Source organism: Actinophytocola sediminis, from assembly GCF_054779715.1.
Genome location: NZ_BAAGXS010000002.1, coordinates 98,160 through 122,067, shown reverse-complemented (window position 1 = coordinate 122,067; position 23,908 = coordinate 98,160). Strand labels below are relative to the sequence as shown.

At 70.2% G+C, this 23,908-nt stretch carries 32 protein-coding genes and 3 pseudogenes; 25 read left to right on the top strand and 10 right to left on the bottom strand.

Annotated elements, in window-relative coordinates; translation table 11 throughout:
- Positions 1 to 24 precede the first annotated feature (24 nt).
- Both coaA and ACYVIP_RS01405 read right to left on the bottom strand, forming a co-directional pair.
- Positions 25 to 960, bottom strand: coding sequence for a type I pantothenate kinase (coaA, locus tag ACYVIP_RS01410; RefSeq protein WP_460391076.1), 936 nt, complete (start codon positions 958 to 960; stop codon positions 25 to 27).
- Positions 961 to 1,060: 100 nt separating this feature from the next.
- Positions 1,061 to 1,705, bottom strand: a complete 645-nt coding sequence (locus ACYVIP_RS01405; RefSeq protein WP_460391074.1) for a macro domain-containing protein — start codon at positions 1,703 to 1,705, stop codon at positions 1,061 to 1,063.
- 154 nt (positions 1,706 to 1,859) lie between these two features.
- On the opposite strand from ACYVIP_RS01405, the gene pheA reads away from it, so the two are divergent.
- A complete protein-coding gene (gene pheA / locus ACYVIP_RS01400) occupies positions 1,860 to 2,783 on the top strand; it encodes a prephenate dehydratase (protein ID WP_460391072.1) in 924 nt (307 codons plus the stop codon).
- A gap of 12 nt (positions 2,784 to 2,795) precedes the next feature.
- Here the strand turns inward: pheA and ACYVIP_RS01395 are convergent, their stop codons facing one another.
- The gene (locus ACYVIP_RS01395; RefSeq protein WP_460391070.1) at positions 2,796 to 2,969 is read right to left on the bottom strand and encodes a hypothetical protein; all 174 of its coding nucleotides are present in this window, start codon (positions 2,967 to 2,969) and stop codon (positions 2,796 to 2,798) included.
- Between the two features lie 144 nt (positions 2,970 to 3,113).
- Between ACYVIP_RS01395 and ACYVIP_RS01390 the strand changes: the two genes are divergently transcribed.
- Positions 3,114 to 4,100 carry an ATP-binding cassette domain-containing protein gene (locus ACYVIP_RS01390; protein ID WP_460391068.1) on the top strand — a complete coding sequence of 329 codons (987 nt, stop codon included), beginning with the start codon at positions 3,114 to 3,116 and terminating at the stop codon, positions 4,098 to 4,100.
- Positions 4,097 to 4,897 carry an ABC transporter permease gene (locus tag ACYVIP_RS01385; RefSeq protein ID WP_460391066.1) on the top strand — a complete coding sequence of 267 codons (801 nt, stop codon included), beginning with the start codon at positions 4,097 to 4,099 and terminating at the stop codon, positions 4,895 to 4,897. Before ACYVIP_RS01390 ends, ACYVIP_RS01385 begins: the two co-directional genes overlap by 4 nt.
- Here the strand turns inward: ACYVIP_RS01385 and ACYVIP_RS01380 are convergent, their stop codons facing one another.
- Positions 4,898 to 5,665 carry an arylamine N-acetyltransferase family protein gene (locus ACYVIP_RS01380; RefSeq protein ID WP_460391064.1) on the bottom strand — a complete coding sequence of 256 codons (768 nt, stop codon included), beginning with the start codon at positions 5,663 to 5,665 and terminating at the stop codon, positions 4,898 to 4,900.
- Between the two features lie 288 nt (positions 5,666 to 5,953).
- Here ACYVIP_RS01380 and ACYVIP_RS01375 point away from each other — a divergent pair, with 288 nt between their 5' ends.
- Positions 5,954 to 6,385 (top strand): hypothetical protein, encoded by a 432-nt coding sequence (locus ACYVIP_RS01375; protein WP_460391062.1) that lies wholly within the window; start codon positions 5,954 to 5,956, stop codon positions 6,383 to 6,385.
- Positions 6,386 to 6,516: 131 nt separating this feature from the next.
- Positions 6,517 to 7,158 (top strand): DUF4232 domain-containing protein, encoded by a 642-nt coding sequence (locus ACYVIP_RS01370; protein ID WP_460391060.1) that lies wholly within the window; start codon positions 6,517 to 6,519, stop codon positions 7,156 to 7,158.
- Here ACYVIP_RS01370 and ACYVIP_RS01365 read toward each other — a convergent pair.
- The 4 genes from ACYVIP_RS01365 to ACYVIP_RS01350 all read right to left on the bottom strand — a co-directional run bounded on the left by ACYVIP_RS01365 (position 7,142) and on the right by ACYVIP_RS01350 (position 11,813).
- Positions 7,142 to 7,819, bottom strand: a complete 678-nt coding sequence (locus ACYVIP_RS01365; protein ID WP_460391058.1) for a response regulator — start codon at positions 7,817 to 7,819, stop codon at positions 7,142 to 7,144. The genes ACYVIP_RS01370 and ACYVIP_RS01365 overlap by 17 nt on opposite strands.
- A complete protein-coding gene (locus tag ACYVIP_RS01360; protein WP_460391056.1) occupies positions 7,816 to 9,489 on the bottom strand; it encodes a sensor histidine kinase in 1,674 nt (557 codons plus the stop codon). Before ACYVIP_RS01360 ends, ACYVIP_RS01365 begins: the two co-directional genes overlap by 4 nt.
- 325 nt (positions 9,490 to 9,814) lie before the next feature.
- Complete coding sequence (shbA, locus tag ACYVIP_RS01355; protein ID WP_460391054.1) at positions 9,815 to 10,450, bottom strand: RNA polymerase sigma factor ShbA; 636 nt, start codon at positions 10,448 to 10,450, stop codon at positions 9,815 to 9,817.
- A gap of 154 nt (positions 10,451 to 10,604) precedes the next feature.
- Entirely contained in the window at positions 10,605 to 11,813 is a 1,209-nt protein-coding gene (locus ACYVIP_RS01350) for an endonuclease/exonuclease/phosphatase family protein (protein WP_460391052.1), read from the bottom strand.
- A gap of 150 nt (positions 11,814 to 11,963) precedes the next feature.
- Here ACYVIP_RS01350 and ACYVIP_RS01345 point away from each other — a divergent pair, with 150 nt between their 5' ends.
- The 3 genes from ACYVIP_RS01345 to ACYVIP_RS01335 are packed head-to-tail and all read left to right on the top strand — an operon-like array spanning position 11,964 to position 14,685.
- Positions 11,964 to 12,704 carry a TetR family transcriptional regulator gene (locus tag ACYVIP_RS01345; RefSeq protein WP_460391050.1) on the top strand — a complete coding sequence of 247 codons (741 nt, stop codon included), beginning with the start codon at positions 11,964 to 11,966 and terminating at the stop codon, positions 12,702 to 12,704.
- Positions 12,705 to 12,747: 43 nt separating this feature from the next.
- Positions 12,748 to 13,644, top strand: coding sequence for an AurF N-oxygenase family protein (locus ACYVIP_RS01340; protein ID WP_460391048.1), 897 nt, complete (start codon positions 12,748 to 12,750; stop codon positions 13,642 to 13,644).
- Positions 13,645 to 13,665: 21 nt separating this feature from the next.
- Positions 13,666 to 14,685: an RtcB family protein gene (locus ACYVIP_RS01335; protein ID WP_460391046.1), complete on the top strand. Its 1,020-nt coding sequence runs from the start codon at positions 13,666 to 13,668 to the stop codon at positions 14,683 to 14,685.
- Positions 14,686 to 14,728: 43 nt separating this feature from the next.
- Here the strand turns inward: ACYVIP_RS01335 and ACYVIP_RS01330 are convergent.
- A pseudogene (locus ACYVIP_RS01330) lies at positions 14,729 to 15,412 on the bottom strand (tyrosine-type recombinase/integrase); the annotation flags it as partial.
- A 487-nt stretch (positions 15,413 to 15,899) separates the two neighbouring features.
- Here ACYVIP_RS01330 and ACYVIP_RS01325 point away from each other — a divergent pair.
- Positions 15,900 to 16,508 carry a hypothetical protein gene (locus ACYVIP_RS01325; RefSeq protein WP_460391044.1) on the top strand — a complete coding sequence of 203 codons (609 nt, stop codon included), beginning with the start codon at positions 15,900 to 15,902 and terminating at the stop codon, positions 16,506 to 16,508.
- Between the two features lie 71 nt (positions 16,509 to 16,579).
- Here ACYVIP_RS01325 and ACYVIP_RS01320 read toward each other — a convergent pair whose 3' ends face one another.
- Positions 16,580 to 16,993, bottom strand: coding sequence for a helix-turn-helix transcriptional regulator (locus ACYVIP_RS01320; RefSeq protein ID WP_460391042.1), 414 nt, complete (start codon positions 16,991 to 16,993; stop codon positions 16,580 to 16,582).
- A 177-nt stretch (positions 16,994 to 17,170) separates the two neighbouring features.
- Between ACYVIP_RS01320 and ACYVIP_RS01315 the strand changes: the two genes are divergently transcribed.
- From ACYVIP_RS01315 to ACYVIP_RS01240, 16 genes and pseudogenes are all read left to right on the top strand, one after another.
- A complete protein-coding gene (locus ACYVIP_RS01315) occupies positions 17,171 to 17,539 on the top strand; it encodes a helix-turn-helix domain-containing protein (RefSeq protein ID WP_460391040.1) in 369 nt (122 codons plus the stop codon).
- Positions 17,536 to 17,754, top strand: coding sequence for a helix-turn-helix domain-containing protein (locus ACYVIP_RS01310; RefSeq protein WP_460391038.1), 219 nt, complete (start codon positions 17,536 to 17,538; stop codon positions 17,752 to 17,754). The genes ACYVIP_RS01315 and ACYVIP_RS01310 overlap by 4 nt, the downstream gene beginning before the upstream one ends.
- Positions 17,751 to 17,885, top strand: a complete 135-nt coding sequence (locus tag ACYVIP_RS01305; protein ID WP_460391036.1) for a hypothetical protein — start codon at positions 17,751 to 17,753, stop codon at positions 17,883 to 17,885. The genes ACYVIP_RS01310 and ACYVIP_RS01305 overlap by 4 nt, the downstream gene beginning before the upstream one ends.
- Positions 17,886 to 17,959: 74 nt before the next feature.
- Entirely contained in the window at positions 17,960 to 18,400 is a 441-nt protein-coding gene (locus ACYVIP_RS01300) for a DUF732 domain-containing protein (protein WP_460391034.1), read from the top strand.
- A complete protein-coding gene (locus tag ACYVIP_RS01295) occupies positions 18,400 to 18,603 on the top strand; it encodes a hypothetical protein (RefSeq protein WP_460391032.1) in 204 nt (67 codons plus the stop codon). The genes ACYVIP_RS01300 and ACYVIP_RS01295 overlap by 1 nt, the downstream gene beginning before the upstream one ends.
- 26 nt (positions 18,604 to 18,629) lie before the next feature.
- A complete protein-coding gene (locus ACYVIP_RS01290) occupies positions 18,630 to 19,157 on the top strand; it encodes a hypothetical protein (RefSeq protein WP_460391030.1) in 528 nt (175 codons plus the stop codon).
- On the top strand, positions 19,157 to 20,341 hold the full coding sequence (locus ACYVIP_RS01285; RefSeq protein WP_460391028.1) for a RapZ C-terminal domain-containing protein: 1,185 nt from the start codon (positions 19,157 to 19,159) through the stop codon (positions 20,339 to 20,341). The genes ACYVIP_RS01290 and ACYVIP_RS01285 overlap by 1 nt, the downstream gene beginning before the upstream one ends.
- Positions 20,338 to 20,529, top strand: a complete 192-nt coding sequence (locus ACYVIP_RS01280) for a hypothetical protein (protein WP_460391026.1) — start codon at positions 20,338 to 20,340, stop codon at positions 20,527 to 20,529. The genes ACYVIP_RS01285 and ACYVIP_RS01280 overlap by 4 nt, the downstream gene beginning before the upstream one ends.
- Entirely contained in the window at positions 20,522 to 20,977 is a 456-nt protein-coding gene (locus ACYVIP_RS01275) for a hypothetical protein (RefSeq protein ID WP_460391024.1), read from the top strand. The genes ACYVIP_RS01280 and ACYVIP_RS01275 overlap by 8 nt, the downstream gene beginning before the upstream one ends.
- A complete protein-coding gene (locus ACYVIP_RS01270; protein WP_460391022.1) occupies positions 20,977 to 21,198 on the top strand; it encodes a hypothetical protein in 222 nt (73 codons plus the stop codon). The genes ACYVIP_RS01275 and ACYVIP_RS01270 overlap by 1 nt, the downstream gene beginning before the upstream one ends.
- A 3-nt stretch (positions 21,199 to 21,201) precedes the next feature.
- Positions 21,202 to 21,624 (top strand): annotated as a pseudogene (locus ACYVIP_RS01265) (putative metallopeptidase); the annotation flags it as partial.
- Between the two features lie 252 nt (positions 21,625 to 21,876).
- Positions 21,877 to 22,119: pseudogene (locus ACYVIP_RS01260) on the top strand (DNA translocase FtsK); the annotation flags it as partial.
- A 137-nt stretch (positions 22,120 to 22,256) separates the two neighbouring features.
- Positions 22,257 to 22,484, top strand: coding sequence for a hypothetical protein (locus ACYVIP_RS01255; protein ID WP_460391020.1), 228 nt, complete (start codon positions 22,257 to 22,259; stop codon positions 22,482 to 22,484).
- Positions 22,469 to 22,831 carry a DUF4326 domain-containing protein gene (locus tag ACYVIP_RS01250; RefSeq protein WP_460391018.1) on the top strand — a complete coding sequence of 121 codons (363 nt, stop codon included), beginning with the start codon at positions 22,469 to 22,471 and terminating at the stop codon, positions 22,829 to 22,831. Before ACYVIP_RS01255 ends, ACYVIP_RS01250 begins: the two co-directional genes overlap by 16 nt.
- The gene (locus ACYVIP_RS01245) at positions 22,828 to 23,280 is read left to right on the top strand and encodes an ASCH domain-containing protein (RefSeq protein WP_460391016.1); all 453 of its coding nucleotides are present in this window, start codon (positions 22,828 to 22,830) and stop codon (positions 23,278 to 23,280) included. The genes ACYVIP_RS01250 and ACYVIP_RS01245 overlap by 4 nt, the downstream gene beginning before the upstream one ends.
- Positions 23,277 to 23,840 carry a hypothetical protein gene (locus tag ACYVIP_RS01240; protein WP_460391014.1) on the top strand — a complete coding sequence of 188 codons (564 nt, stop codon included), beginning with the start codon at positions 23,277 to 23,279 and terminating at the stop codon, positions 23,838 to 23,840. The genes ACYVIP_RS01245 and ACYVIP_RS01240 overlap by 4 nt, the downstream gene beginning before the upstream one ends.
- Positions 23,841 to 23,908 lie beyond the last annotated feature (68 nt).

Below are 23,908 nucleotides of genomic sequence, written 5' to 3'. Positions count from 1 at the left end.
GCGCCGGTGGTCAGCGCCGGTGGGTCAGAGCTTGCGCAGCCGCACCCGGCTGGTCCGGTGGTCGGCGTCCTTGCGCAGCACCAGGGTCGCCCGCGGGCGGGTCGGCAGGATGTTGTGCACCAGGTTCGGCTCGTTGATCTCCCGCCACAGCCGGGTCGCCTCCGCGCTCGCCGCCTGGTCCGACAGCGACGCGTAGTGGTGGAAGTGCGAGCCAGGGTCGGTGAACGCGGTGTCGCGCAGCGTCCGGAACCGCTCCACGTACCAACGGGCGATGTCCTCGGTGTGCGCGTCGACGTAGATCGAGAAGTCGAACAGGTCGGCCACGGTGAGCCCCTGCCCTGGCAGCAGCACGTTCAGCCCCTCGAGGATGAGGATGTCCGGGCGGCGCACCACCTGCTCCTCGCCCGGCACGATGTCGTAGGCCAGGTGCGAGTACACCGGCGCGCGCACCTCGGCGGCCCCGGACTTCACGTCGGAGACGAACCGCAGCAGGCCGCGCCGGTCGTAGCTCTCCGGGAAACCCTTGCGGTGCATGAGCTCGCGCCTGGTCAGCTCGGCCTTGGTCAGCAGGAAGCCGTCGGTGGTGACCAGGTCGACGTGCGGATGGTCCGGCCAGCGGGCGAGCAGGGTCTGCAACAGGCGGGCGGTGGTCGACTTGCCGACCGCGACACTGCCCGCGATGCCGATCACGAACGGCACCTTCGTGGTGTCCCGGGGGTCCTCGCCGAGGAAGGACGTGGTGGCCTCGTGTAACCGCTGGCGGGCGGCGACCTGCAGGCTGATCAGCCGGGATAACGGGAGGTAGACGTCGACGACCTCCTCCAGGTCGACCGGGTCGCCCAGGCCGCGCAGCGCGACCAGCTCGTCCAGGGTCATGGTCAGCGGCGTCGCCCGGCGCAGCTCCCGCCACTGCTCGCGGCGCAGCTCCACGTAGGGGCTCGGCTCTCGACCGGACCGCATCGCTCGTTGATGGGTGGCCCGCACGTCAACAAACGTTAGGCCGTCATGGCAGCTTGGGCACTGTGACTCCGTACACCCTCCGGCGATTCGGCCCGGCCGGTCAGCGAAGCCCGCGCGGGTCGAAGACCTCGTCCCACGCGGCCATCACCTGGCGCGCGCAGTTCTGCGGCGGCACGCCGCCGACGCCGGTCCCCAGGCCGGGCAGGGCGATCGTGCGGACCACGCGGCGCACCCGGCGGTCGTCCTCGAGCCGGCCGTCGCGCCACAGGTGGAACACCGCCCTGGCCGCGAGATAGGGGTGCACGGTGTCCGGGGGCAGCGACTCGCCCGGCTCGCGCATGGTCGGCGCGCTGATCAGCCATGGCGGCGACGGCACGCCGGTCGGCACGATCAGCGCCTGGCCGACGGGCAGCTCACCGCCGTGATAGGCCAGCACGGCGCTACGCACGTGCTGCTCGATCGAGGGAAAGGCCTGCGCGTACACCGCGTCGATGCCGCCCCGCATCCAGCCGAACGAGTTGGCCGGGCTGACCACCGCCTGCGCGTCGACCTCCAGCGCGGAGCCGTGGTGCACCTCGACGTCGCGCCTGCCGGCGACGGCCTCGGCCCACGCGAGCGCGAGCGGCTCGTCGACGGCGCAGAGCACCAACCGCATGCGTGCCGGGTCTCCAAGTTGTCCGGTCGCGATGCCCGCGGTGTCGGTGCCGGTGTCCGTGCCCGTGTCGGGTCCCGAATCGGCGGTCACGGCACCAGCATTGCACCTCCAGGGCACCGCGCGTAACCGTTGTTCACCAACTCGTGGGACACCGGAGCGACCGCCGGCCGCCACCGATCGGGTGCGGCCGGTAGCGCACGGTAGGTCGCGGCACCCTGGGCCGGTGGCTGCGTAGGCTCGGCGCGTGTCGACCATCGCCTACTTCGGTCCCCAGGGAACGTTCTCCGAGCAAGCCGCCATGGTGCACGCCGAACCGGCCGACACCCTGGTGCCGCTGGACACCGTCCCGCGCGCGCTGGCGGCCGTCCGCGGCGGCGAGGCCGACGTGGCGTGTGTGCCGGTGGAGAACTCGGTCGAGGGCGCGGTCTCGGCCACTCTGGACGCGCTCGCGGTCGACGAGCCGCTGGTGGCGATCGCCGAGGTGGTGCTGCCGGTCCGGTTCTCCGTGCTGGTGGCGCCGGGCGTTGGCGGCGAGGTGCGCACGGTCGCCAGCCACCCGCACGCCCTGGCCCAGGTCCAGGGCTGGCTGGCCGAGCACCTGCCGGCGGCCACCCAGACCGCGGCCACCTCGACCGCCGCCGCCGCGGTCGGCGTGCTCGCCGGCACCTGGGACGCCGCGATCACCGCACCGGTCGCCGCCACCCACTACCCGCTGGACGTGCTGGCCACCGATGTTGCCGACGTCGACGGCGCGATGACCAGGTTCCTGCTGCTGCGCAGGCCGGGCGCGCTGCCGGAGCCGACCGGGTTCGACCGCACCTCGCTGGTGATGGTCGCCAGCGCCGAGCGCACCGGCGTGCTCGCCGAACTGCTCACCGAACTGGCCCTGCGCGGCATCAACCTGAGCCGGATCGAGTCCCGCCCACAGAAGGGCTGGCTCGGCCGCTACCGCTTCTACCTGGACTTCGACGGGCACATCGCCGAGTCCCGGGTCGGGGACGCGCTGGCCGCGCTGCACCGCCGCTGCGAGCACGTGCGCTTCCTTGGCTCCTACCCCAAGGCCGGCCGCGGCCCGGTGGCCACCGCCAACAAGCTCGGCAACACCGACATCGACTACGCGACCGCACAGGCGTGGGTCTCCTCGGTACGCGGCGGCCAGACCGGCTGACGGTTCCGCCGCCTACAGCTCGTCGCAGATCCGCCGGATCTGGTCGGTCGACCGGGCCAGCCCGAGCGTGCCCGCGCCGATGATCAGCCCGGCACGCCCCGTTCGGGGCCGATGATGATTCGGCACCGGCTGGGTCGGGTAACCAGGTTGAGGGGCGCCCGCCTGGTTCGCTGGCTGGTAGGTCACGGCTGGTTCTCCCGAACAGCGAGGCGGTGTGGTCGGGGTGATTCTCGCGTATGGCCGCCCGGCGATAAATTCGGCGGCGATTTGTCGGACTCGGCGGCTAGGCTCGCGCCGAACTGCGAAGAACCAGGTCAAACAGGGGGTGTCATGCCATCGACCGCGTCCGATGTCGCGGTACGCGCGGAGGCCCTGGTCAAGACCTACGGCTCGACCCGCGCGCTGGACGGTGTCGATCTGCAGATCCCGACCGGCACCGTGCTCGGTCTGCTCGGGCCCAACGGCGCCGGCAAGACCACGGCGGTACGCATCCTCACCACGCTGCTGCGGCCCGACTCCGGCCGGGCGTGGGTCGCCGGGCATGACGTGCTCGCCGAGCCGGACGCGGTGCGTCGCTCGATCGGGTTGTCCGGCCAGTACGCCGCGGTCGACGAGAACCTGACCGGCTTCGAGAACCTGTACATGGTCGGCCGGCTCTACGGCATGAACAAGCCGACCGCCCGCACCCGCGCCCGCGACCTGATCAGCCGGTTCCGGCTCGACGACGCCGCCGACCGGCCGTCGAAGACCTACTCCGGCGGGATGCGCCGCCGCCTCGACCTGGCGGGCGCGCTGGTCGCCGAGCCGGCCGTGGTGCTGCTCGACGAGCCGACCACCGGGCTGGACCCGAGGGGCCGGCTGGACACCTGGGAGGTCATCGGCGAGCTGGTCGCCGACGGCGCCACCGTGCTGCTCACCACCCAGTACCTGGAGGAAGCCGACCAGTTGGCCGACACGATCCTGGTGATCGACCACGGCAAGGTCATCGCCAGCGGCACCGCCGACCAGCTCAAGGGCGAGGTCGGCGGCGAGTGGCTGGAGATCGTGGTGGCCGAGTCGGCCGAGCTGGCCAAGACCGTGCGGGTGCTCGCCGAGGTCGGCTCCGGCGAGCCGATCGCCGACGAGCAGCACAAACGGGTGCAGGTGCTGGTCGAGGCCGGCACGAAGTCGCTGATCGAGGCGCTGCGCCGGCTCGACGCCGACGGGGTCGCGGTGCTCGACGTCAGCCTGCACCGGCCGACGCTCGACGACGTGTTCCTGTCGCTGACCGGCCATGCGGCCGAGGATCAGCCGGTCGCGAAGGGGGAGTCGGCGTGACCGTCCTGACCCAGGGCATCCGCGACGGCGGGATCATCGCCTGGCGCAACCTGCTCAACGTGCGGCGCAACGTCGACTGGCTGTTCGCCGCGGTCATCCAGCCGATCATGTTCGTGCTGCTGTTCGCCTACGTCTTCGGTGGCGCGCTCGGTGGCGGGGCCTACCGGGAGTTCCTGGTCGCCGGCATCTTCGTGCAGACCATCGCGTTCAACTCGGCGTTCACCGTCATCGGGCTGTGCAGCGACCTGCAGAAGGGCATCATCGACCGGTTCCGCTCGCTGCCGATGTCGCGGCTCGCGGTGCTGCTCGGCCGGACGGTCTCCGACCTGATGGTGAGCGCGCTGGCACTGTTGATCATGTCGCTGGCGGGGCTGGTGATCGGCTGGCGGATCCGCGGCAGCTTCCTCGACGCGGTCCTGGCCTACCTGTTGCTGCTGTTGTTCGGGTTCGCGATGTCCTGGATCGGCGCGCTGATCGGGCTGTCCTCGCCCAGCGTCGAGGTGGCGCAGAGCGCGGGGCTGATGTGGTTGTTCCCGCTGTCGTTCATCTCCTCGGCGTTCGTCGGCGCCGGCACGATGCCCGGGCCGCTCAAGGTGATCGCGGAGTGGAACCCGTTCACCGCGGTGATCCAGTCGGTCCGCGACCTGTTCGGCAACGCCGCGCCACCCAACATGGCCCCGCCGGCCGGCTGGCCCGCCGACAACGCGGTGCTCTACGCGCTGCTCTCGTCGGTGGCGATCCTGGTGGTCTTCGTGCCGCTGTCGGTGGCGAAGTACCGCCGGGTGGCCAGCAAGTGATCAGCTGACCACCGGTGTCCTCGGCAGCCGGGGCAGCACGATGCCGAAGTGTTCCCGGTAGGCGGCGAGGGTGTCCTGGTCGGACAGTTCGGTCTCGGTCCTGGTGTCGCCGACGGTGGTGATCAGCCGGTTGCCGGCCAGGGTGATCCGGCCGGTCGTCGTCATCCGCGAACAGGTCGGGCCGGCGGTGAAGTGCGAGTCCGGCGAGGTCTGCTGCCACTGGCAGGCCTGCTCGAAATCGGCCAGCGTCCGTGGTTGTGGCTCGACCCGGTACCTCGGCACGCCGTCGCGCAGCACGTCCACGCCGCCGTCATCGGTGTCCACCACCAGGAACTCGCCGTCCGGGTCGGCCTGGGGTGCCGGCCAGTCCAGCAGCAGCGGGAACCGGGAGTGCGCGCCGGAGCCGACGTCGACGAGGTACCGGTCCGCCAGTTCGACCCGCAGGGCGAGGTGGTCGAACGGGCGGCTCAGCCCGGCCGAGGTGTGCATGCTGGCCGACAGCGTGGTCACCTCGAAGTCGAGCGCGCGCAGCAGTCCGGCGAACAACCCGTTGAGTTCGTAGCAGAACCCGCCGCGGCCACGGTCGACGATCTTGTCCACCAACGCGTCCTCGTCCAGGCTGATCGGCTCGCCGAGGTGGATCGACAGGTTCTCGAACGGCACCGTGCCGAGGTGCCGGGCATGCAGGTCACGCAGCAGGTCCGCGCTCGGCGCGGCCGCGCGGGCGCCGAGCCGGTTCAGGTACCGCCGCACCGTCCGCTCGTCCATGCCGCCACCATGCCCGCTCCAGTTAGGTCGAGGTCAAGACCGCAGGAGGCAGGAATCTTTCCTCCCGTTGAACAGTTACGCGGGAAGTCTTGACGAAACTCCCATGTCGAGCGCTAATAGGTATTCCAACCGTCACAGACGGTTTCGAAACAGACGAGGACACGGTTCGAGGTGCCTGGATGATCTGAAGACCCGTCGGCGCTGCCGGGTCCACCCGCAGCGCTTCCTGCCGTTCTCGCTCGGCTGTGACCAGCTGATCACCAGCGGATGGCAGGAGGTGCGAGCATCATGGGCACGATTCTCATCTGGTCGAGTTGCCTTGTCGTACTGGGTTTCGTCACGAAGTTCCTGATCGGGCGGGTTCGGGTTCGTGAGCTCGACCGCGATTTCTCCCTCGAGTTGGCCTGCACCAGGGAGCGGGCGTTGAGCGTGGCCGCGGGGGCGGCGCGCGGGATCATGTGGCAGGTGGAGTTCACCGGCAACGGGCTCTACACCAGGCACATCTTCGCCGGCAACGTCATCCACGTCGCGCTCGCCGACCACCCCGGCCGGCCGGGCCGCTGCGTGGCGAAAGTGTGGACCCGTTGCCGGCTGGCCGACGACGGGGTGTTCTTCTCGCGCGTCAAGTCGATCCTGGACACCCGGCGCAAGCGGGACCGGATCCTGCGCGTACTGGCCGCCTACCGGGCGACGGCCGGGCGGGACGCGATCATCTGGTGACCGTTTGTTATTGCCCATGCGCGGGTAGTCCTCGTTGGCAAGCAACCATCGAGGGGGGTCGGCCGTCTTCTCAGTAGTGGTTTCCACTGGTGTCGGGGCCAGGTCTGGAGGCGAAGACCATGTTGACGACCATGTCGCGGAACAGGATGACGGTCATCGGGGGCATCGCGCTCGCGTTGCTGGTGGCCGGATGCAACAGCGCGAACAACGGGGCGGATACCGGGGCGGACAGTCCGCCGGTGCCGACGATCAGCGGCGCGGTCGCGCCGTCGAGCTCGGTGGCCGATCCACCGAGTCAGCCGGCCCCGCCGGCGCCGGCACCGGCTGACCCGTCGTCGCCCGCGCCGGCGGCCGATCCGAACGAGTGCAAGGTGGCCGAGCTGAAACTGAGCCTCGCCGGTGGCGACGGCGCGGCCGGCACCGTCCACCGCGAGCTCCGGTTCACCAACGTCGGCAAGCGCACCTGCGTGATCCAGGGCTTCCCCGGGGTCTCCTACGTCGCGGGCGACGACGGGCACCAGGTCGGCCCGGCCGCCTACCGCGACGGCAACAAGGGGCAGGCGATCTCGCTCAAGCCGGGCATGACCGCACACTCACCGCTGGGGTTCGTGCAGGTCGGGAACTACGACCCGGCCGTGTGCAAGCCGACGGAGGTGCGCGGGCTGCGGGTGTACCCGCCGCACGAGTACGACTCGGTGTTCGTCCCGGCGCCGGGCACCGGCTGCGCGGGCACGCCGCCCGGCCACCAGCTCGTGGTCAGGACGGTCCAGTAGCCATCAGGCCGGTTCGCCAGGCCCACGCGGCGACCTCGACGCGGTTGCGGGCACCGATCTTCGCCTGCACCGCGGCGAGGTGGGTCTTGACCGTCGACAGCGACAGGTACAGCTCGGTGCCGATCTCGGTGTTTGTCAGGCCGCGTGCGGCGGCCAGCACCACCTGCAGCTCCCGCTCGGTCAGCGGTTCGGCGGGCGACTCGACTGGCGACTCGGCCGAGGCCGGCGGGGAGCCGTGACCGGCGAAGTGCTTCAGCAGCCGCACGGTGATCTGCGGTGAGACCAGCGCGTCGCCCCGGTCGGCGGCCCGCACTGCCTCGAGCAGCAGCGCCGGGCCGGCGTCCTTGAGCAGGAAACCGTTGGCGCCGTTGGACAACGCGGCGTGCACGTACTCGTCGAGGTCGAACGTGGTGACCACGACGACCTTGAGCGGGTCGGTCACCCCGGGCCCGGCGAGGGTCCGGGTGACCTCGAGGCCGTCCATGCCCGGCATCCGGATGTCCAGCAGGCACACGTCCGGGCGTAACTCCCGCGCCCTGGCCACCGCCGACACCCCGTCCGGCACGTCGGCGACGACCTCGATGTCGTCCTGGGTCTCCAGAATCATCCGGAACCCGGCGCGCACCATCTCCTGGTCGTCGGCGATCAACACCCTGATCATTCGTTCCCCCGGTACGTGCCGAGCGGCAGCCATGCCTCGACCGACCACCCGACGTAGCCACTCGGCCCGGCCACGAAGCGACCGCCGAGCAGTTCCACCCGTTCCCGCATGCCGACCAGACCGTAGCCGCCCGAACCGCCGACCGGGTTGACCGGGCGGGCCGAGCCGTTGTCGGTGACCCGGATGTGCAACTGGTCGCCGACGCTGGCCACCCGTAGCCGCACGTCGGTGGCGTCCGGCGCGTGCTTGCCGACATTGGTCAGCGACTCCTGCGCGAGCCGCAGCACCGAGCGGCCGACCTCGGGCGGCACCGCCGTCGGCAGGTCGAGCTCGAGGGTGACCGGTGGGCCGACGGCGTGCTCGACCAGCGAGGTCAGGTCTGCCCGCAGGTCGGTAGTGGCCTCGCTGACCGCGGCGTAGCCCGCCGTGCCGTCACGCAGACCGCCGACCAGCGTGCGCATGGCGGTGAGCGCCTCGGTGCCGCTGCGCTCGATCTTGGCCAGCGAGGTCAGCGCGACGGCGGGGTTCTTCTCGGCCACCAGCAGCGCGGCCTGTGCCTGCACGACGATCCCGGTGACGTGGTGGGCGACCACGTCGTGCAGCTCCCTGGCCAACGCCATCCGCTCGCCCTGCTGGGCGGAGGTGACCGCGGCGCGCACGGTCTGGTTGCGCTCGCGGTCGCGGGCGCGGAAGTACCAGCCGGTCACGATCGCCACGCCGAGCAGGACCAGCAGGAACAGGAGCGGGGTCGAGTCCGACATGGCGGTCTGCGTGCCGATCCGCAGAGCGAACACGTTGGCCACGACCAGCGCGCCGGTCCCCAGGAACGCCATGCGGGGCGGACGCAGCCGGACCAGGTACGCGATCAGCGCCATGCTGGCCGCGAAGCCGGTGAACGAGAAGACTGTCCCGCTGCCCTGCGTCTGGGTGAACAGCGATATCACCCCGATCGCGCCGCTCGCGATCAGCGCGTTGCGCAGCGGGTACCTCGGCGCGAAGAACGCGCACACGCCGGCGATCGCGCCGCTGAGCACGCCGATGACGGTGCTCTCGGTGACCAGCCCGACCACGGCGAGCCCGGCGGCGAGCGGCCACTGGTTGCGGATCAGCGCGCTCAACGGGGTCTCGATCCGCTGCCTGCCGGAACGCCGCAGGTAGATGCCGGTGGCGATGCTGGCGATCAACAGGGCCAAGCCGAGCATCGCGGTCATGGCGAGGTCGGTGCCGCCGCTGTAGGGCCGCAGGTCCGAGGACGGCGAGTAGCGGCTGTCGCGCAGGATGATCGCCGACAGGCAGGTGATGACCAGCGCGCTGGTGCACCCGAACGCCGCGCTCGGTGGGGCCCGCCAGATCACGAGCACGGTGAGCACGGTGCCGGCGACCATCTCGGTGAGGGAGATGTGGTCCAGCCCGATCGAGGCGACGAACGTGTTGTCCAGCCGGATGAACAGCGTCGAGAGCGTCAGCGTCACCACACCGAGTAACGCGCCGGCCACCGGCCGGGTGAGCCCGTAGTAGGCGCAGAGCGCCAGCGCGGCGGAGCCGGGTAGCGCCAGCAGGTCCCGCTGACCGGTCAGGCCGACGGCATCGACGGTGAGCAACCCGTCGAGCACGAACGCGATGCCCAGGATCGCGGCCAGCCACCGGTGCGGCACCGGAATCGGTGTCATGCGGGCACGGTATTGGACGCGCCCGCGCGGCACCTCGGTCATCCGGCGGGAGGGGGTCGGCCGATCGGCCGATGGCCGGCCGGTGGCTTCGGTCTGTTCGACCGATCCGCTTGGTGGGGTCCCGGGGAGAGGCTGTGACCAGAACATTCACCGAGGGACGGGGTGCGAGATGCTGCAGGCGATTCTGGTGTGGACCGGCGGGGTGCTGGCGTTCGGGCTGCTGTTGGTGATGGCGCTCGGGCCGGTCATCGTCGAGGTGGACTCGTGGTGGCAGGAGCGCCGTGGTCGCCGATCGGTCGGCGACCGCGGTGAGGCGGTTGGCCGGTCAGCGCACGACGGTGCGCCGCAGCCGGCTCAGCGCCCGGTGCTGGGCGACCCGCACCGCGTCCGGCGTGGTGCCGACCGCCGCGGCGGTCTCCTGGGCGGTCATGCCAAGCACGACGCGCATGATCAGGATCTCCCGTTGCCGGGGGAGCAGCGTGCGCAGCAGACCGCCGGTGTGTTCCACCAGCTCACGGCGTAGGGCGATCTCCTCCGGGCTCTCCTCGATGTCGGGCAGGTCCGGGGTCTCGGCGGTGGGCAGCGAACGGTCTCTGGCGGCGGCGCGATGGACGTCGGCGACCTTGTGGGCGGCCACACCGAACACGAACGACAGGAACGGCCGGCCGAGGTGGCGGTAGGTGGGCAGCGCGCGGAACACCGCGATGCACACCTCCTGGGCGACGTCGTCCGGCGAGTTCATCGGGCGGACCCGACCCAGCTTGCCCCGGCAGTAGCGGACCATGATCGGCCGGAGGTAGGCGAGCAGTTCGTCGGTGGCCGCGGTGTCGCCCGCGGAGGCGGCCGCGGCGACGACGTCGACGTTGCCCCGAGTGACCGGACTGGTCCAGGCCGGAGGCAGTGTGGCGAGCTCGACCTCGTAGCCGGTGAGCGCTGACTCCGGCTCGACAGTGCACAACATCGGTGCCTCCTGATGCCCCGTGGGTTGTGGGTCACACCAAGAGAGCGCGCGCGGGGGGCGCAAATACACGTTCGGTGAAGTTGCTACCCAGCGGAGCCGATGCGTCGCCCGATTGGGCATTCGACACCGACGGCACGTGGCATATCGGTTACCGTCAGTGTCGAGGCACCCGGACGTCCACCCGTACGAGGTGATGGTCGGAGGCGTCGTTGAGTCGGGCGAGTGGGGAGTCCGCGGTCGGCCAGAAGACCGCGCCGCCGGTCGGGATGAGACCCCGCGACGGCAGCACGTAGTCCACCCGCAGGTTGCCCGGCGCCTGGTCGTTGAAGTCGGCGGTGTCGAAGTACGGGGCCGTCTCGTGGTCGGCGTTGGCACCGCCCTGCTCGCTGGCCGCGCGGTGGCCGCCGAGGCTGCCTGGCCAGGTGTCGAGCACGCGCGGGGCGTCGAGTAACCGCTGGATCGCACCGGGCACGCTGTCGCCGTCGTTGGGGTCGGAGTTGTTGTCGCCGGCGACCACGAACCGCTCGCCGGCCCGCAGGCCGCCGCGGCGGCCGGTGTCGTCGTAGACGTAGTGGTTCCTGCCCGGGGTGACGTAGTCGGCCCAGAAGCGGATCTCGTCGTGGTTGCGGGTGCCGTTGCGGTCCTCCGGCCCGTCGAAGGTGGGCGGGGTGGGGTGCGAGACCAGGAAGTGCACGGCCGACCGGCCGATCCTGATCGGCACGTCCCAGTGCGACTTGGAGGACAGGCGCAGTACGTCGAGGATCTCCGGGGAGTACCAGTCGCCGGCGGTGGGGGTGGCCGGGTCGTCGGGCAGCAGCGCGCCCGGCATGTCGGCCCAGCGGAAGGTCTGGAACGTGCGGACGGCGCGTTCGTCGATCGGGTACTTGGAGAGCACGAGCATGCCGTACTGGCCCTCGAACAGGCCGAAGCCGTGGGCGTCGTCGCCGGTGCCGACCTGGCCGTCGCGGTTGAGGTCGAACCCGGTCGGTACGCCGGTGTTCGACGGCGCGACGAAGGCGTACGGGTAGTCGATGGGGCGGGCGCCGTGCTGGCCGTGTTCGAGGTAGTTCTCGCGGAACAGGTCGGCGGCGGTGTTGTCCGGCACGTAGTCGAACTCGTTGATCAGCAGCACGTCCGGGCGGTTGCGCTGGATGACCTCGGCGACCTCGCTGGCCTGCGGGTTGTCCGGTGTGGACAGATCGGTGACGAGTTGGCCGGCGGCGCCCCGGTTGAGGGAGGCGTTGAAGGTGGCGAACCGGACCTCGGGCAGGCCGCGGTCGGCCTCGGCCACCGGAGCGGCGAGGACGCCGGCCGCCAGGGCCAGCGCCGGGGCCAGTGCCAGGAGCGGGCGGGTACGGGTCATGTGGCTACCTCCAGGGTCGGCGCGCCACGCTGGCATACCGTGACCACGAACAGGTGTTGTCAGAGTGAACACCGCGCGAGGCGAAGTTGACCACCCCCGGGTCGGCGGGAAATCGGCCCGTCGGTGGTGGGCATGGCATAACGTGAATTCGTGGTGGAATCTCACAACGTCCCGGTCAGCGAGGCCGCCAGGACGCCGAAGAGCGAGGCGACGCGGACGCTGATCGTCGAGACGGCGTTGCGGTTGTTCCAGGAGAACGGGTACGCGAAAACCACCATGCGGGCCATCGCGAAGGAGGCCGGGGTCTCGGTCGGTAACGCCTACTACTACTTCAGCTCGAAGGAGCAGTTGGTCCAGGGGTTCTACGACCGGATCACGGAGCTACACGAACGGGCCTGCGAGGAGGCGTTGCGAACCGAGCGGGAGTTCGCGCCCCGGCTGCGGGCGGTGATGCACGGGTGGATCGACGTGGCCGAGCCGTATCACGAGTTCGGCAAGCAGTTCTTCGTCAACGCCGCTGATCCGGACAGTCCGTTGAGTCCGTTCTCCACCGAGTCGAGTCCGGCGCGGGAGGCGCAGATCGCGTTGCACCGACGGGTACTCGACGGCTCGACGGTGAAGGTGGACACGGAGTTGCGTCCGGAGCTGCCGGAGTTGTTGTGGCTGTACGAGATGGGGGTTGTGCTGTTCTGGGTGCACGACCGGTCGGCGGGGTGCCGGCGGACCAGACTGCTCGTCGACCGCACCGTGCCCCTCATCGACCGCGTGATCGGCCTGTCCCGGCTGCGCCTGCTGCGGCCGGTGACCAGGGAGATCGTGCAGCTGATCGGTGATCTGGTGCGACCGGACCTTGACACCGACGAGCCGACGGGGGACTCTGACCGGAGGTAACTGTTACGCGAAGTAACACTAACTCCGGGGATGGTGGTCCACGATGGCTCGCGTACGGCAACCGAAGGATCGAGAGGTCACCGCCGAGCGGCTGCTCGACTCGTCCGTGCGGAACTCCTACGCGCCCGATGTCGACATCGACTGGGCGGCGCCACTGGCCGAGGGCAAGGCGTTCATGCCGCTGGAGCGGGTGTCGTTGTATGGCACGGAGTTGTGGGAGCGGCTCACGCCGGAGCAGCGGATCGAGTTGTCGAAGCACGAGATCGCGAGCATGGCCAGCGTGGGGTTGTGGTTCGAGATCGTGCTGATGCAGTTGTTGGCGCGCTACATCTATGACCTCGACCCGACGACCGCGCACGCGCAGTACGCGCTGACGGAGTTGGGGGACGAGACCCGGCACTCGATCATGTTCGCCAAGGCGGTCAAGAAGACCGGTGCTCCGGCATACGGGCCGAACAGGGTGGTCCGGGCGTTGGGCCGGGTCTTCGGCGGGGTTGCCGGCGGGCCGCCTATGTTCGCCTCGGTGCTGGTCGCCGAGGAGACAACCGACCGGGTGCAGCGGTCGATGATGGATGACCCGGAGATCCAGCCGATGATCCGGATGGTGAATCGGATCCACGTGATCGAGGAGGCTCGGCACGTGCGGTTCGCCCGCGAGGAGGTCGTGCGCGGGTTGGCGGGTGTCGGGCGCGTTCGGCTGGAGTTCTACCGGTTGGTCACCGCGGTGACGGCCTACGCGGTCGTGGACTGCATGGTGCACCCGAAGGTCTACGCGGCCGTGGGTATCGATCCGCGCGAAGGGCGTCGAGTGGCGTTGGCGAACCCGCATCACCAGGAGCATCGCCGGTGGATGTCGGAGAAGGTGGTCGAGTTCCTGACCGAGGTGGGACTGATCGGCGGTCCGTCGAAGGCGATCTGGAAACACGGATATATGATTTGAGTTCGCTTCTAGGGTGGAACCATGCCATCCACGACGGTTTCCGGCCAGCACGTTGATATTCGGCTGTGGACTCGACCCGAGTCGGTCGAGCCGGAGGCGATGCGGCAACTGCGCAATATCTCGGCCCTGCCGTGGACGTTCAAGCACGTTGCCGTGATGCCGGATGTGCATTACGGCAAGGGCGCGACCGTCGGCTCGGTGATCGCCATGCGTGATGCGGTGTCGCCGGCGGCGGTCGGCGTTGACATCGGTTGCGGCATGACCGCGGTCCGGACGTCGTTGCGCGCTGAGGACCTGCCGAGCGACCTGAGCCGGCTGCGGTCCACTGTGGAGCGTGTGGTCCCGGTGGGGCGCGGCCAGCACAAGACGACGGCGTTCACTACCCGGGATGCCGGTGACTGGGATGCCTTCTGGCGCCAGTTCGAGGAGTTGACGCCGACCGTTCGGGCCACCGCCGGCCGTGCCCTGCACCAGATGGGCACGCTGGGCGGGGGCAACCACTTCATTGAGATCTGCCTCGACACGCAGGGGCAGGTCTGGGTGATGCTGCACTCCGGCTCGCGCGGGATCGGGAACATCCTTGCCCAGCACCACATCGAGGTGGCGCAGGGGCTCGCGCACAACAGCTCGCTGCCGGACCCGGACCTCGCGGTGTTCCTGGCCGGCACGCCGCAGATGGCCGCGTACCGGCATGACCTGTACTGGGCCCAGGACTATGCGCGGCGCAACCGGGCGGTGATGTTGCGGCTGGTGTGCGACGTGCTGCGTCGGCAGTTCCCGGTGGTGTCCTTCGATGAGCCGATCTCGGCCCACCACAACTATGTTCGGTGGAGCGCGCGACCTGCATGTTTGTCGATTGCTGAGGATATCGGCGGATTGCGGCGAGTCGTTACATGTGCACTGGTCAGGTGGCGTTTCGGACGGACTGGATCACGGCGCCTCTCGGCGGCTGTTTTTTCAAGGCTGCCCCATCGGTTGCCCCATGATCTTGGTTCTGCCCCAGGCCGCCGTCGAGCATCACCAGCTGCGGGTACTGGCTGAGGGCTGCGGACAACTTCACCCGCGCGGCTGGCGTCTGCTGCACGTACTCCTGCGCCTGGGTGAGCGTGGCGTGACCGAGGATCTCGGCGATCTGAAAGGCGTCCAGCCCGCCCTCGGCGGCCCGTGTGGCGAATCCACGGCGCCCGGTGTACGGGCTCCGTCGCTCGATTCCGGCGCGCTCGGCAGCGTTCTTCATGTGGTACGCGATCGTGTCCGGGTGCATGATGCGCCGGCGTTCGGTGAGAAACACGACGGTGCTGTTACAGGATGAACCGTCGCTGTGCGGCACGTTGCATCCGGCGCCAAGGTCGCGTCCATGAAGGCGTCGCTTCGCGATCTCGATTGCCTTGTCGGTCAGGGGGACCATCCGGACATCCTCATCCTTGGGGTACGACCTGATGATCCGCCGACCCGGGACGAACACTTCCGCTACGAGCATCCAACCGCGCTCGAGGTCGAGTCTGTCGGCGTGCAGGCCGGCCAGTTCGCTTGGCCGCAGGCCGGTCTCGAGGGTGTAGTCGATCGCGTCGGCGACGTCGGCACGTAACTTGCCAGTCTCGCGGTAGGCGGTCGCGGTGGTGGGCGACAGGTAGGGCTTGGGCTTCTTGGGCCGCTTCGGAAGCTTGATGCCCGCGCAGGGTGACGCTTCGAGAACTCCCTCTGTCAGTGCGGCCTTGATCGATACGTTGAACACCGAGAAGATCCGGTGTACGTACCCGGGGGACATTCCAATGCGCACACGAAGTTCGCCTTCGTTTACCCACTCGTCGAGCTTCTGGAACGTGATCTTGTTGAGGGGAACGGAACCCCACTTCGGCCGGAGGTACACGGCGACAATGTTCCGCTCGGTGGCGGCGGTGTCGCTGTCAGGGAACGTGCGTTTCGCGGACAGCAGGTCCCACCACTCGCCCCACTTGATGGTCGCGGGCAACGCGCCGGCCGCGGCCGCCGCCCGCCGCCTGGCGGAGGATTCTTTTTCGGCGCCGGCATGCCGAGCATCGGTCTTGCGGCTGTAATTGACGGTGCGACCGTCAGCGTCCTTGACGTAACACTTCTTCCCGCCGGAGTCCCGATAGCCGGCTCGGTATCCCCCGCCGGGGAGCGGGTCAGCCCATGCCATGGCGGCCTCCCTGCTGGGTTAGACGGGCTCGTGGCCACCGACGCAGAGGTCGAGGATCCATGGGACCTCGATCGCGATCAGGCAGGCGCTGCTGGTGCCCGTGGTCGTCGACGTGGTGGTGGTCGAGCTGGTCGGCGCGTTGCTGCTCGTCGGCCTGGTGGTCGACGTGGCTCCGCCACCTGACGGTGAGGTGGTAGGCAGACCACGGTCGACCGGGCCAGGGCTGACGGGCGGCGTCCTGGTCGACCGCGCGCTGGTGGTGTTGACCGGCGGTCGAACCGGCGTGGGCGCCGAGGACGGCCCAGGCGGTGGCGCCGGTGTGATCGACCGATGGGGTGACGCCGGCGGCGGGCTGGGCATCGCGTTGTCGGCCGGCTGGTTGGTGGACAGCAGCGCTGCGAGCGCGATCCCGCTGGCCGCGGCCACTGTGGCGGCGGCCGGGGCTGGGTGCGTCTTTGCCCAACTGATCAGCGCCGTTGCTACGCCTACGAGCGTCGCTACTGCTGGCACGATTCGTAGGTGTCGACGCCGGTGGTCGTTCGGGGCGTCGCTGTCCTCGGCGCCGTTCTGGATCATCTTCTTGAGCTCGTTGTGTGCAGCCGCCCGCTTGCGTGCAGACTCCCGGATCTGGGCCTTGAGTCTCTTGGTTGTTCGGGCCTGCAGGATCACTGCTGCCCCCAACGCAAGCGCTACGACCGCGTAAATGACGTCGCGCATTCCGGCATGCTGGCGTGTGCACGTGCATATGCCGGTGATTTGTAACCCGATCGAGTCTCATTTCGTGGCCGAATCACCCTGGTGGACTATGCGGATTTCGTTCTGCTTCCGCTTGTACTCCCTGCGTAGCTGTAGGTGTTCGTTGATCTCCTCGGCGGTGTACTCGGCGTCGATCATGAATTCGGCGAAGCGGCGTTCGTCGTCGTTGCGCACCTGGATTCCGCGCTCGGGAGCGGACGGGATGATCAGTTCCTGTCCGGCCCGAAGTCGGTCCAGGCTGCCGATGGGCCAGCCGAACAGTTTCTCGACGGCCGCTTCGATGCCTTCGTCGATGGCGATGCCGGTCTCGAGTTTCCCGATGGTGTTGCGCACGGCCCCGACGGCATCAGCGACGTCTTTCTGGGTCATGTCGCGCTCGTTGCGCGCCGCCCGTAGGTACTTCCGTACCAGTGGATGCCTCACTGTGCCCATGGGGACACAGTGGGCGACGTCGGCGGTGGTCGCCAAATGGCCATTGCGGGCGCTCGTGTGCTTACGCGAGCGTCGCTGTGCTCTCGTGTGCATTGCCCTCATGTGACCAATAGTGCCTGACGTTGACCAATACGGCAAGTGACTGGCATTTGTTGACATTGATGGGCATTTGTGGGCATGATGTTCGTCATGGAAGAGGTGACCCCACTACGGGTGCGAGGAAGGGCCATCCGCGAGGCCTACGCGCGGATGGGTCTCACCCGGGCTGAGTTCGCGAACAAGGCAGGCATCCGAGCTCGAACGCTGACGAACGTGACCAACGTCGTCGGCCGACCAACCGCCTGCTCGCTGGCCAACGCGGCCAAGATCGCCAACGCGCTGGGCTGGACCGTCGAGGACGTACTGGACAGAAGTGGACAGCCCCGGCCGACGGAGCGCGACGACCAGGAGCGACCACAGGACACCCGTCCGGCCGACAAGCCCAAGGCCCCGCCGTCGCCCCCCAAGGGGCCCAGGCGGGACACCGAGGCGAGGCCGAGTCAGTGAGCGCCCCGACGGGCTGGCTGACCCTCGACCAGGCGGCGGAGTACACGGGTCGCCACCGGGAGACCGTCCGCCGCGCGGCCGTCCAGTTCGACCGTGACCCGACCAAGGGCCTGCGCGGGTTTCAGCGCAAGTCGAGTGCCTGCTGGCGGTTCAAGGTCGAGGACCTGGACCGCTGGGTGATGGGCCAGGCGCCGAAACGGGTGCGCGCGGCGTGACCGTGATCGACCCGGATGACCCGGAAGTCCAGCGAGTGATTCGCGAGGCGGCTCGGCGCGCGCGGGTGCAGGACGCCCCTGCTCAGCCGGTGGTGGATGACCTGCGGGAGCAGCTCGAGCAGGGCGAGTGATCAAGAAAGAGAAGTGCGGGCCGGCGCTTTCCCCGCCGACCCGCGTGACCACCAGAGAACCCAAGGAGTCCTGAATGATCGAGTCCAAGAGTAACCGCCGGTGGGCGGTGATCGGTGCGGTGGTGACGCTGGCGCTGGTCGTCGTCCTCGGCCTGGTGTCGGGCGAAGACGGCGGGTCGGTGCCGGGCGCGGCGGGATCGGCGCTGAACCTGACGGCGGCGGTGGATCCGTCGACGGACCAGCTGGACAGCACGCCGCCACTGGGGGCGCCGCTGGGGGCGGAGGAGTCGTTCCTGGAAGCGACCAGCTCGGAGGTGGACTACCTCGACCGGCTCGACAACCGCGGCGTCGACGTCACCCCGTGGGAAAGCCTGATCGGGCGCGGTTACGACACGTGTGCCACGGACATGCTCACCGCGATCGCCGACCTGCGCGCGTTGGGCTACTCCCACCGTGACGCCGGCTCGATCCAGGCCGCGGCCGCCGCGACGCTGTGCCGGGCGGGCGGTCGGTGATGGCGAAGAAGAAGGCGCCGGCGTGGGACTCCCGCGCGATGCAGCGGGCGATCAGCAAGCACGACAAGAAGTACGCCAAGGCGCACGGCCTGCCGCGCCCGCCCAAGCCACCGAAGCGCTCCCGCAGTTGCCTGCCGGTGGTGCTGGTGCAGCCCGCCGTGCCGACCGTGGCGGCGCTCGCGGCCGCGAAGGGCTGGGGCTGATGATGATCGAGACCAGGAGTGGTCGTGTGCCACCAGTCATCGCCCGTGATGCGGTGGAGCAGTACTGGCCGTACGACGGCCCGCACACCGACGACTCGCTGTCGGGTGCGGCCGAGGCGGTGGAGCGCCTGACCCGTTACCTGGCCAACGCGACGTGGTCGCCGCGGCTGGAGCACCCGGGCCCGGCACTGTTCCGCGCGGTGTCGAACCTGGCGGGGGCGATGTCCCACCTGGACCAGGTGCTGCACCAGGTGAGCGTGTACGCGTCCGGTCCGCTGGCCGGCGACGCGTCGCTGTACGACGACCGGCGCGACCGGCCGGCGGCGGACACCGCGAGCGACATGGCGGTGTCCCTGGAGTTGGCCCGCGAGGCGGCCCGGCAGGTCGCCGCCCGGCTGGCTCTGGCCTGCCGCGCCGGTGTCCACCTCGGCCACGACGAGTCGCCGGCCCGCCGGCGTCCGCGCGTGCACGAGGGCCTGGTCACCTACCGCACCCCGGCGGATCGCCGGTGGCGGACGCGCCCGGTCCGCGAGGCCGGTCAGGCGGTGGCGTGATGAGGACACAGGACTACGTGCGCGAGTTCGCGGTCAGGCAGGGCTGGTCGTGGTCGGAGGCCGACGGGGAGGTCACGATCACCAAGCCGGGGTATGAGGCTGTGGTCCGGTTCGCGCACGGGGGCGCGATTCGGTCGGCGCGGACCTCGGCCGGCGAGATCACCGCTTCGGCCAAGCGGGACCAGCTGATCGCGTGGCTGCGGTCCCCATCCCGGTCGGTGGCCGTACGGGACACGATCACGATCACGTCGTTCGGGTACCGCCACGGCGGCCCGCCGGCCGACTCGGTGGCGGTCGACGTGCGCGAGGGTCTGTTGGACCCGCACATCGACCCGGCGCTGCGGGAGCTGACCGGTCACGACGAGGCCGTGCAGGAGAGGGTCCACGCGACCCGGGGCGTGGACCAGGTGGTCCGCGCGGTGGCGACGCTGGCGGCGAACCTGGTGGGTGTCGGTGTCGGTGTCGCGGTGTCGGTCGGGTGCGCGGGCGGTCGGCATCGGTCGGTGGTGATCGCCGAGGCGGTCGCTGCTCTGCTGCGCACCTGCGGTCAGGCCGTGGTCGTGGCGCACCGCGATGTGCACCTCCCGGTCGTCCAGCGGGACGTCGCCGGGCCGGTTGCCGAGCGGGAGAGCACCGCGTTGCCGGACCGGCGCCCGCTGACCGTCGCCGACCGCGAGCGGCACCTGGTGGAGATGACCGAGCGCGAAGCGGACGCCCGCTGGCTGGTCGCCGAGGCCCAGTGGCACCGGCAGCTGGCCGAGGGCGCGCTCGACGTCGCGCTGCTCACCTCCCGCGACCGGGAGGTGGCCGACCTGACCGCCGCCCGGGACCGGGCGGTCGCCGAGGCGGTGCGGCTGGCGGAGCTGGCGCACGCCCGGCACCTGGTGTCGCGCCGAATCTATGACGACCTGGTGGTCGCGTTGCAACGCGCCGAGATCGAGCACGGCGAGGCGGTGCGCGCGATCGCCGCGCTCGAGGCCTGCCGGCGGGAACGCGACGAGATGGCCGAGAGCTGGCTGACGACGAAGGACGTCGCCGAGTACGCGCTGCTCCACGAGAAGACGGCGCTGAAGCTGCTGATGAGTGGCGAGATCGTCGGTTCGCAGCCGACCGGCGAGAACGGCAGATGGTACGCCCGCAGGTCTGATGTGGACCGGTGGATCAAGGGCGAGGTGCCCAGGTGAGCGCGGCGGCGCGCCGGGAGGCGCTGCGTCTGCTGGTGCTGTCGGCGATCCCTCGGACCCTGCGCGGGACCCGTCGCGTGGTGTTCGTCCTGGCTGCCGTGGCTGTGGTCGCGGTGGCCGGGGTCGGCATGTACGCGCTGGCCTACCTGATGGTGTCGACGGCAACCGGAGGTGGTCCCCGTGGCTGAGCGTGAGCACTTCACCGACGACGTGACCGAGGCGATGATCGACGACGGTGTGGCGGCGATCGAGTCGGTGACCGTGGGGCTGTACCTGGGTCTGGATCGCATGGTGGTCGACGGCCAGCCGGCCAAGCGGGTGTTGGTGTACGAGGCGATCTCCGGCGTGGTGCGCGGCCGGCGGATCGTCGAGCTGCCGGCGCCCGACGAGGCGCACGACAACGAGACGTTCGTGTGGCGGGTGTCCGGTGAGGATCGGTGGTCGTCGACGGTCGAGGCCTACGTGGACGAGGTCGGTCCGGTCGTGGTCTGCGACCGCGGCGAGCTGGGCGCGGTGAACGCCCGCGCGCTCGGCCTGGCGCTGCTGGCCGCCGCCGAGCGCGCCGAGGACCTGGTCGCCGAGTCGCCCGACGCCGGAGCCGACGCACCGGAGTCGACGTCGGGTGGTGCCCGGTGATGGACCCGGTGCTGACGGTCCGGGTCCACCCGGCCGACGACCCTGCCTCGCCGACGGCCCGGCGGGTGGTGCGGACGAACCGCTCGTCGCACCCGTGGTTGGTGCTGACCGCACCCTCGCTGGACCCGCGGTTGTCCCGGACGGACGCCGAGGTGCGGGCGTGGCCGGTGCAGCCGTTGGCCGAGGCGCAGCGCGCGGTGACCGTCGAGATGGAGGGCTGACCCTTGGCCAGGACTGAGTACTGGCGCGCTCCCGAGGTGGCGAAGATCGCCGACGGGCTGATCGTCAAGCACCACAAGGATCTCAACCGCACCGACGTCACGATCCGGTACCTGTTCCGTGATCCGCCAGCGAAGTCCCGTGGCCGGGTGGTGCTCGGCAAGGCCCGCAAGATCAGTGGCCTGTACGCCGCCCTGGTCGGCCTGGAGCACGCCGACCGGCTCGGTGACGAGCCGGCCGACTTCTTCGTCGTCGAGATCGCCCACGGCCCGTGGGTCGGGATGACCGAGCGGCAGCGCGTCGCGCTGGTCGACCACGAGCTGAGCCACCTGGACGTCGAGCTGTCGGAGGACGACGACCGCGTGCTGGTCACCAGGGGCCACGATGTCGAAGAGTTCGCCGCGGTGGTGAAGCGCCACGGCCTGTGGCGCGAGTCGATCGCCGAGTTCGCCGCGGTGGCCAAATCGGCCCAGCTCGCGTTCCCGATCAACGCCGGCTCGGCGGGCGACAAGCTGCGCCACGGTCGCGGCGTCCTGATCGGCCACGCCGGCAACCTGGCCGAGGACCTGAACGCGCGGACCGACGAGCACGACCCGCTGGCCGCCGAGAACATCGTGGCCACGGTCGCCGACATGCAGACCGACCTGGCCGTCGAGCACGGCCTGATCAAGGTGCCCGACGACCCGACCCCACTGGACGACCTGGAGCTGCTGGCGCAGGCGGCCGAGCTGGTGGTGGCGTCGCAGTTCGCGTCGACGTCGATGCTGCAGCGCAAGCTGTGGGTGGGGTTCGCCAAGGCTGCCCGGCTGATGGACCACCTCGAGCAGCTCGGCGTGGTCGGCCCCCAGGAGGGCACCAAGGCGCGCGACTGCCTGGTGGCCCCTGAGCAGCTTGCCGGCGTCCTGCAGCGGATCCGGACCGGGGCCGCCGTGTGCTGCGACCTCCACACCGCCACCTGCGAGCCGCCGGCCGAGCTGTGCTGTGAGCACTGCACCGAGGCGCGGCACCCCGAGCACCCGGACGGCGTCGACTGCGTGCTGGTCGCCGAGGGGGGCCTGTGATGGCGAAGAAGTCCGACCCGCCGAAGCCCGATCCCTACGCGGACCAGCGACACAACCACGTCCCCGGCTGCTACCGGATCCTCCTCGCCTGCGCCAAAACCGAGCACGCGCATGTCGACGGCGTCGCCTGCTACAAGAAGGACGGCACCCTCAAATGCCACATGACCGAGCACCGACACCACCAGGTCAACTGCTACGGCACGAGCCTGAAGTGCGGCTACCTGTGACCCCGGCCCGGATCCAGCGTCGCCGTACCCGGGGGTGGCGGATGCCGGCCGGCGCGGTCGCGGTGGACCGGACGACGCGGTTCGGCAACCCGTTCTCGGTCGCCGACGCGGTGGAGGCGGGGTACGAGAACCCGCAGCGGGCGGTCGTGTCTCACTTCCGCGCCTGGGTCAGGGGGAGCGGGGACTACCCGGACGCCTTCCAGGTGAAGGGTCGCCTGCTGAGCCGGAAGTGGATCCGCGAGCACCTCGGCGACCTGGCCGGCAAGGACGTCGCCTGCTGGTGCGGCCCGGATGACCCGTGCCACGCCGACGTCCTGCTCGAGCTGGCCAACGGCGGTGCGTCGTGAAGGCGCTGACGATTCGCCAGCCGATGGCGTGGGCCATCGCGACCGGCTACAAGGCCGAGGAGAACCGCACCTGGGCGACTTCTCACCGCGGCCTGCTGGCGATCCATGCCGGCAAGTGGGACCCGGCCTACGCCCGTGCGGTGCGGGAGGTCCTGGTCGACAAGGGCGTGCTGGCGTCGATGGACGCCCAGGTGACCGAGCGCCGCGACCTGCTCGTCACGGGCGCGGTCGTCGCGGTGGTCAACCTGGCCGGCATCTGCAGCATCGGTGACTCCGCGCGCTGCCGGTGCGGGGCGTTCGCGGCGATCGGTCAGCACCACTGGCGGCTGCGCGACGTCGAGCCGCTCGCCGACCCGGTCCCTGCCAAGGGCCGCCTGCAGCTGTGGGACATCGACCTCCCGGGCTACGAGCTGGCCGACCGTGAGCGGGCAAGGGGGCGAGTCCGGTGACGACGTGGGTACGCGTGCCGAAGTACGCGCGCGAGTTGGCGCTCGGGGACCGGCTGGAGGACTGCCCGGACGGGTGCCAATGCTCGGGCGGCGGCTGGCAGATCCAGCACCTGCGCATCGACCATCGTCATCACGACGGCCAGCCGCGGAGCCCGGATGGCGGCCGCGTGGTCGTCGAGCCGTGCACGGATCTGCCGGCGCGTGAGTGGCGCCTGGGTGACGTGGTCACCACGTTGGTCGACGTCGACCGGATCGCGCCGATCCGGTCGCACGCGGCCCGGATCACGTCCTCGGAACTACGGGTGCAGGGCTGGTACCGCCGGTACACCCGGCACGACGTGGCCTGTTCGTGCGGGTGGCACGCCGACGAGTCGCCGATCGTGGTGATGGGCGCGGCGTTCGCGCGCCAGCTGTGGATGGAGCACCGGGCGTCGGCGATCAGCGCGCTGCTCGCCCCGCAGCGCGAGAGCTGGGGGCTGCCCAGCTCGGCGGCGGTGCTGCGGGAGACCGACCCCGGCGCCCGCTGGCCGCACCGTGTCGCGATGAGGCGGGCCCGGTGAGGCGCCGCCTGCTCGCCCGCTGGCGCTGCCACCGCTCCCTGAGGTGCTGCCAGTACGTCGATGACCCG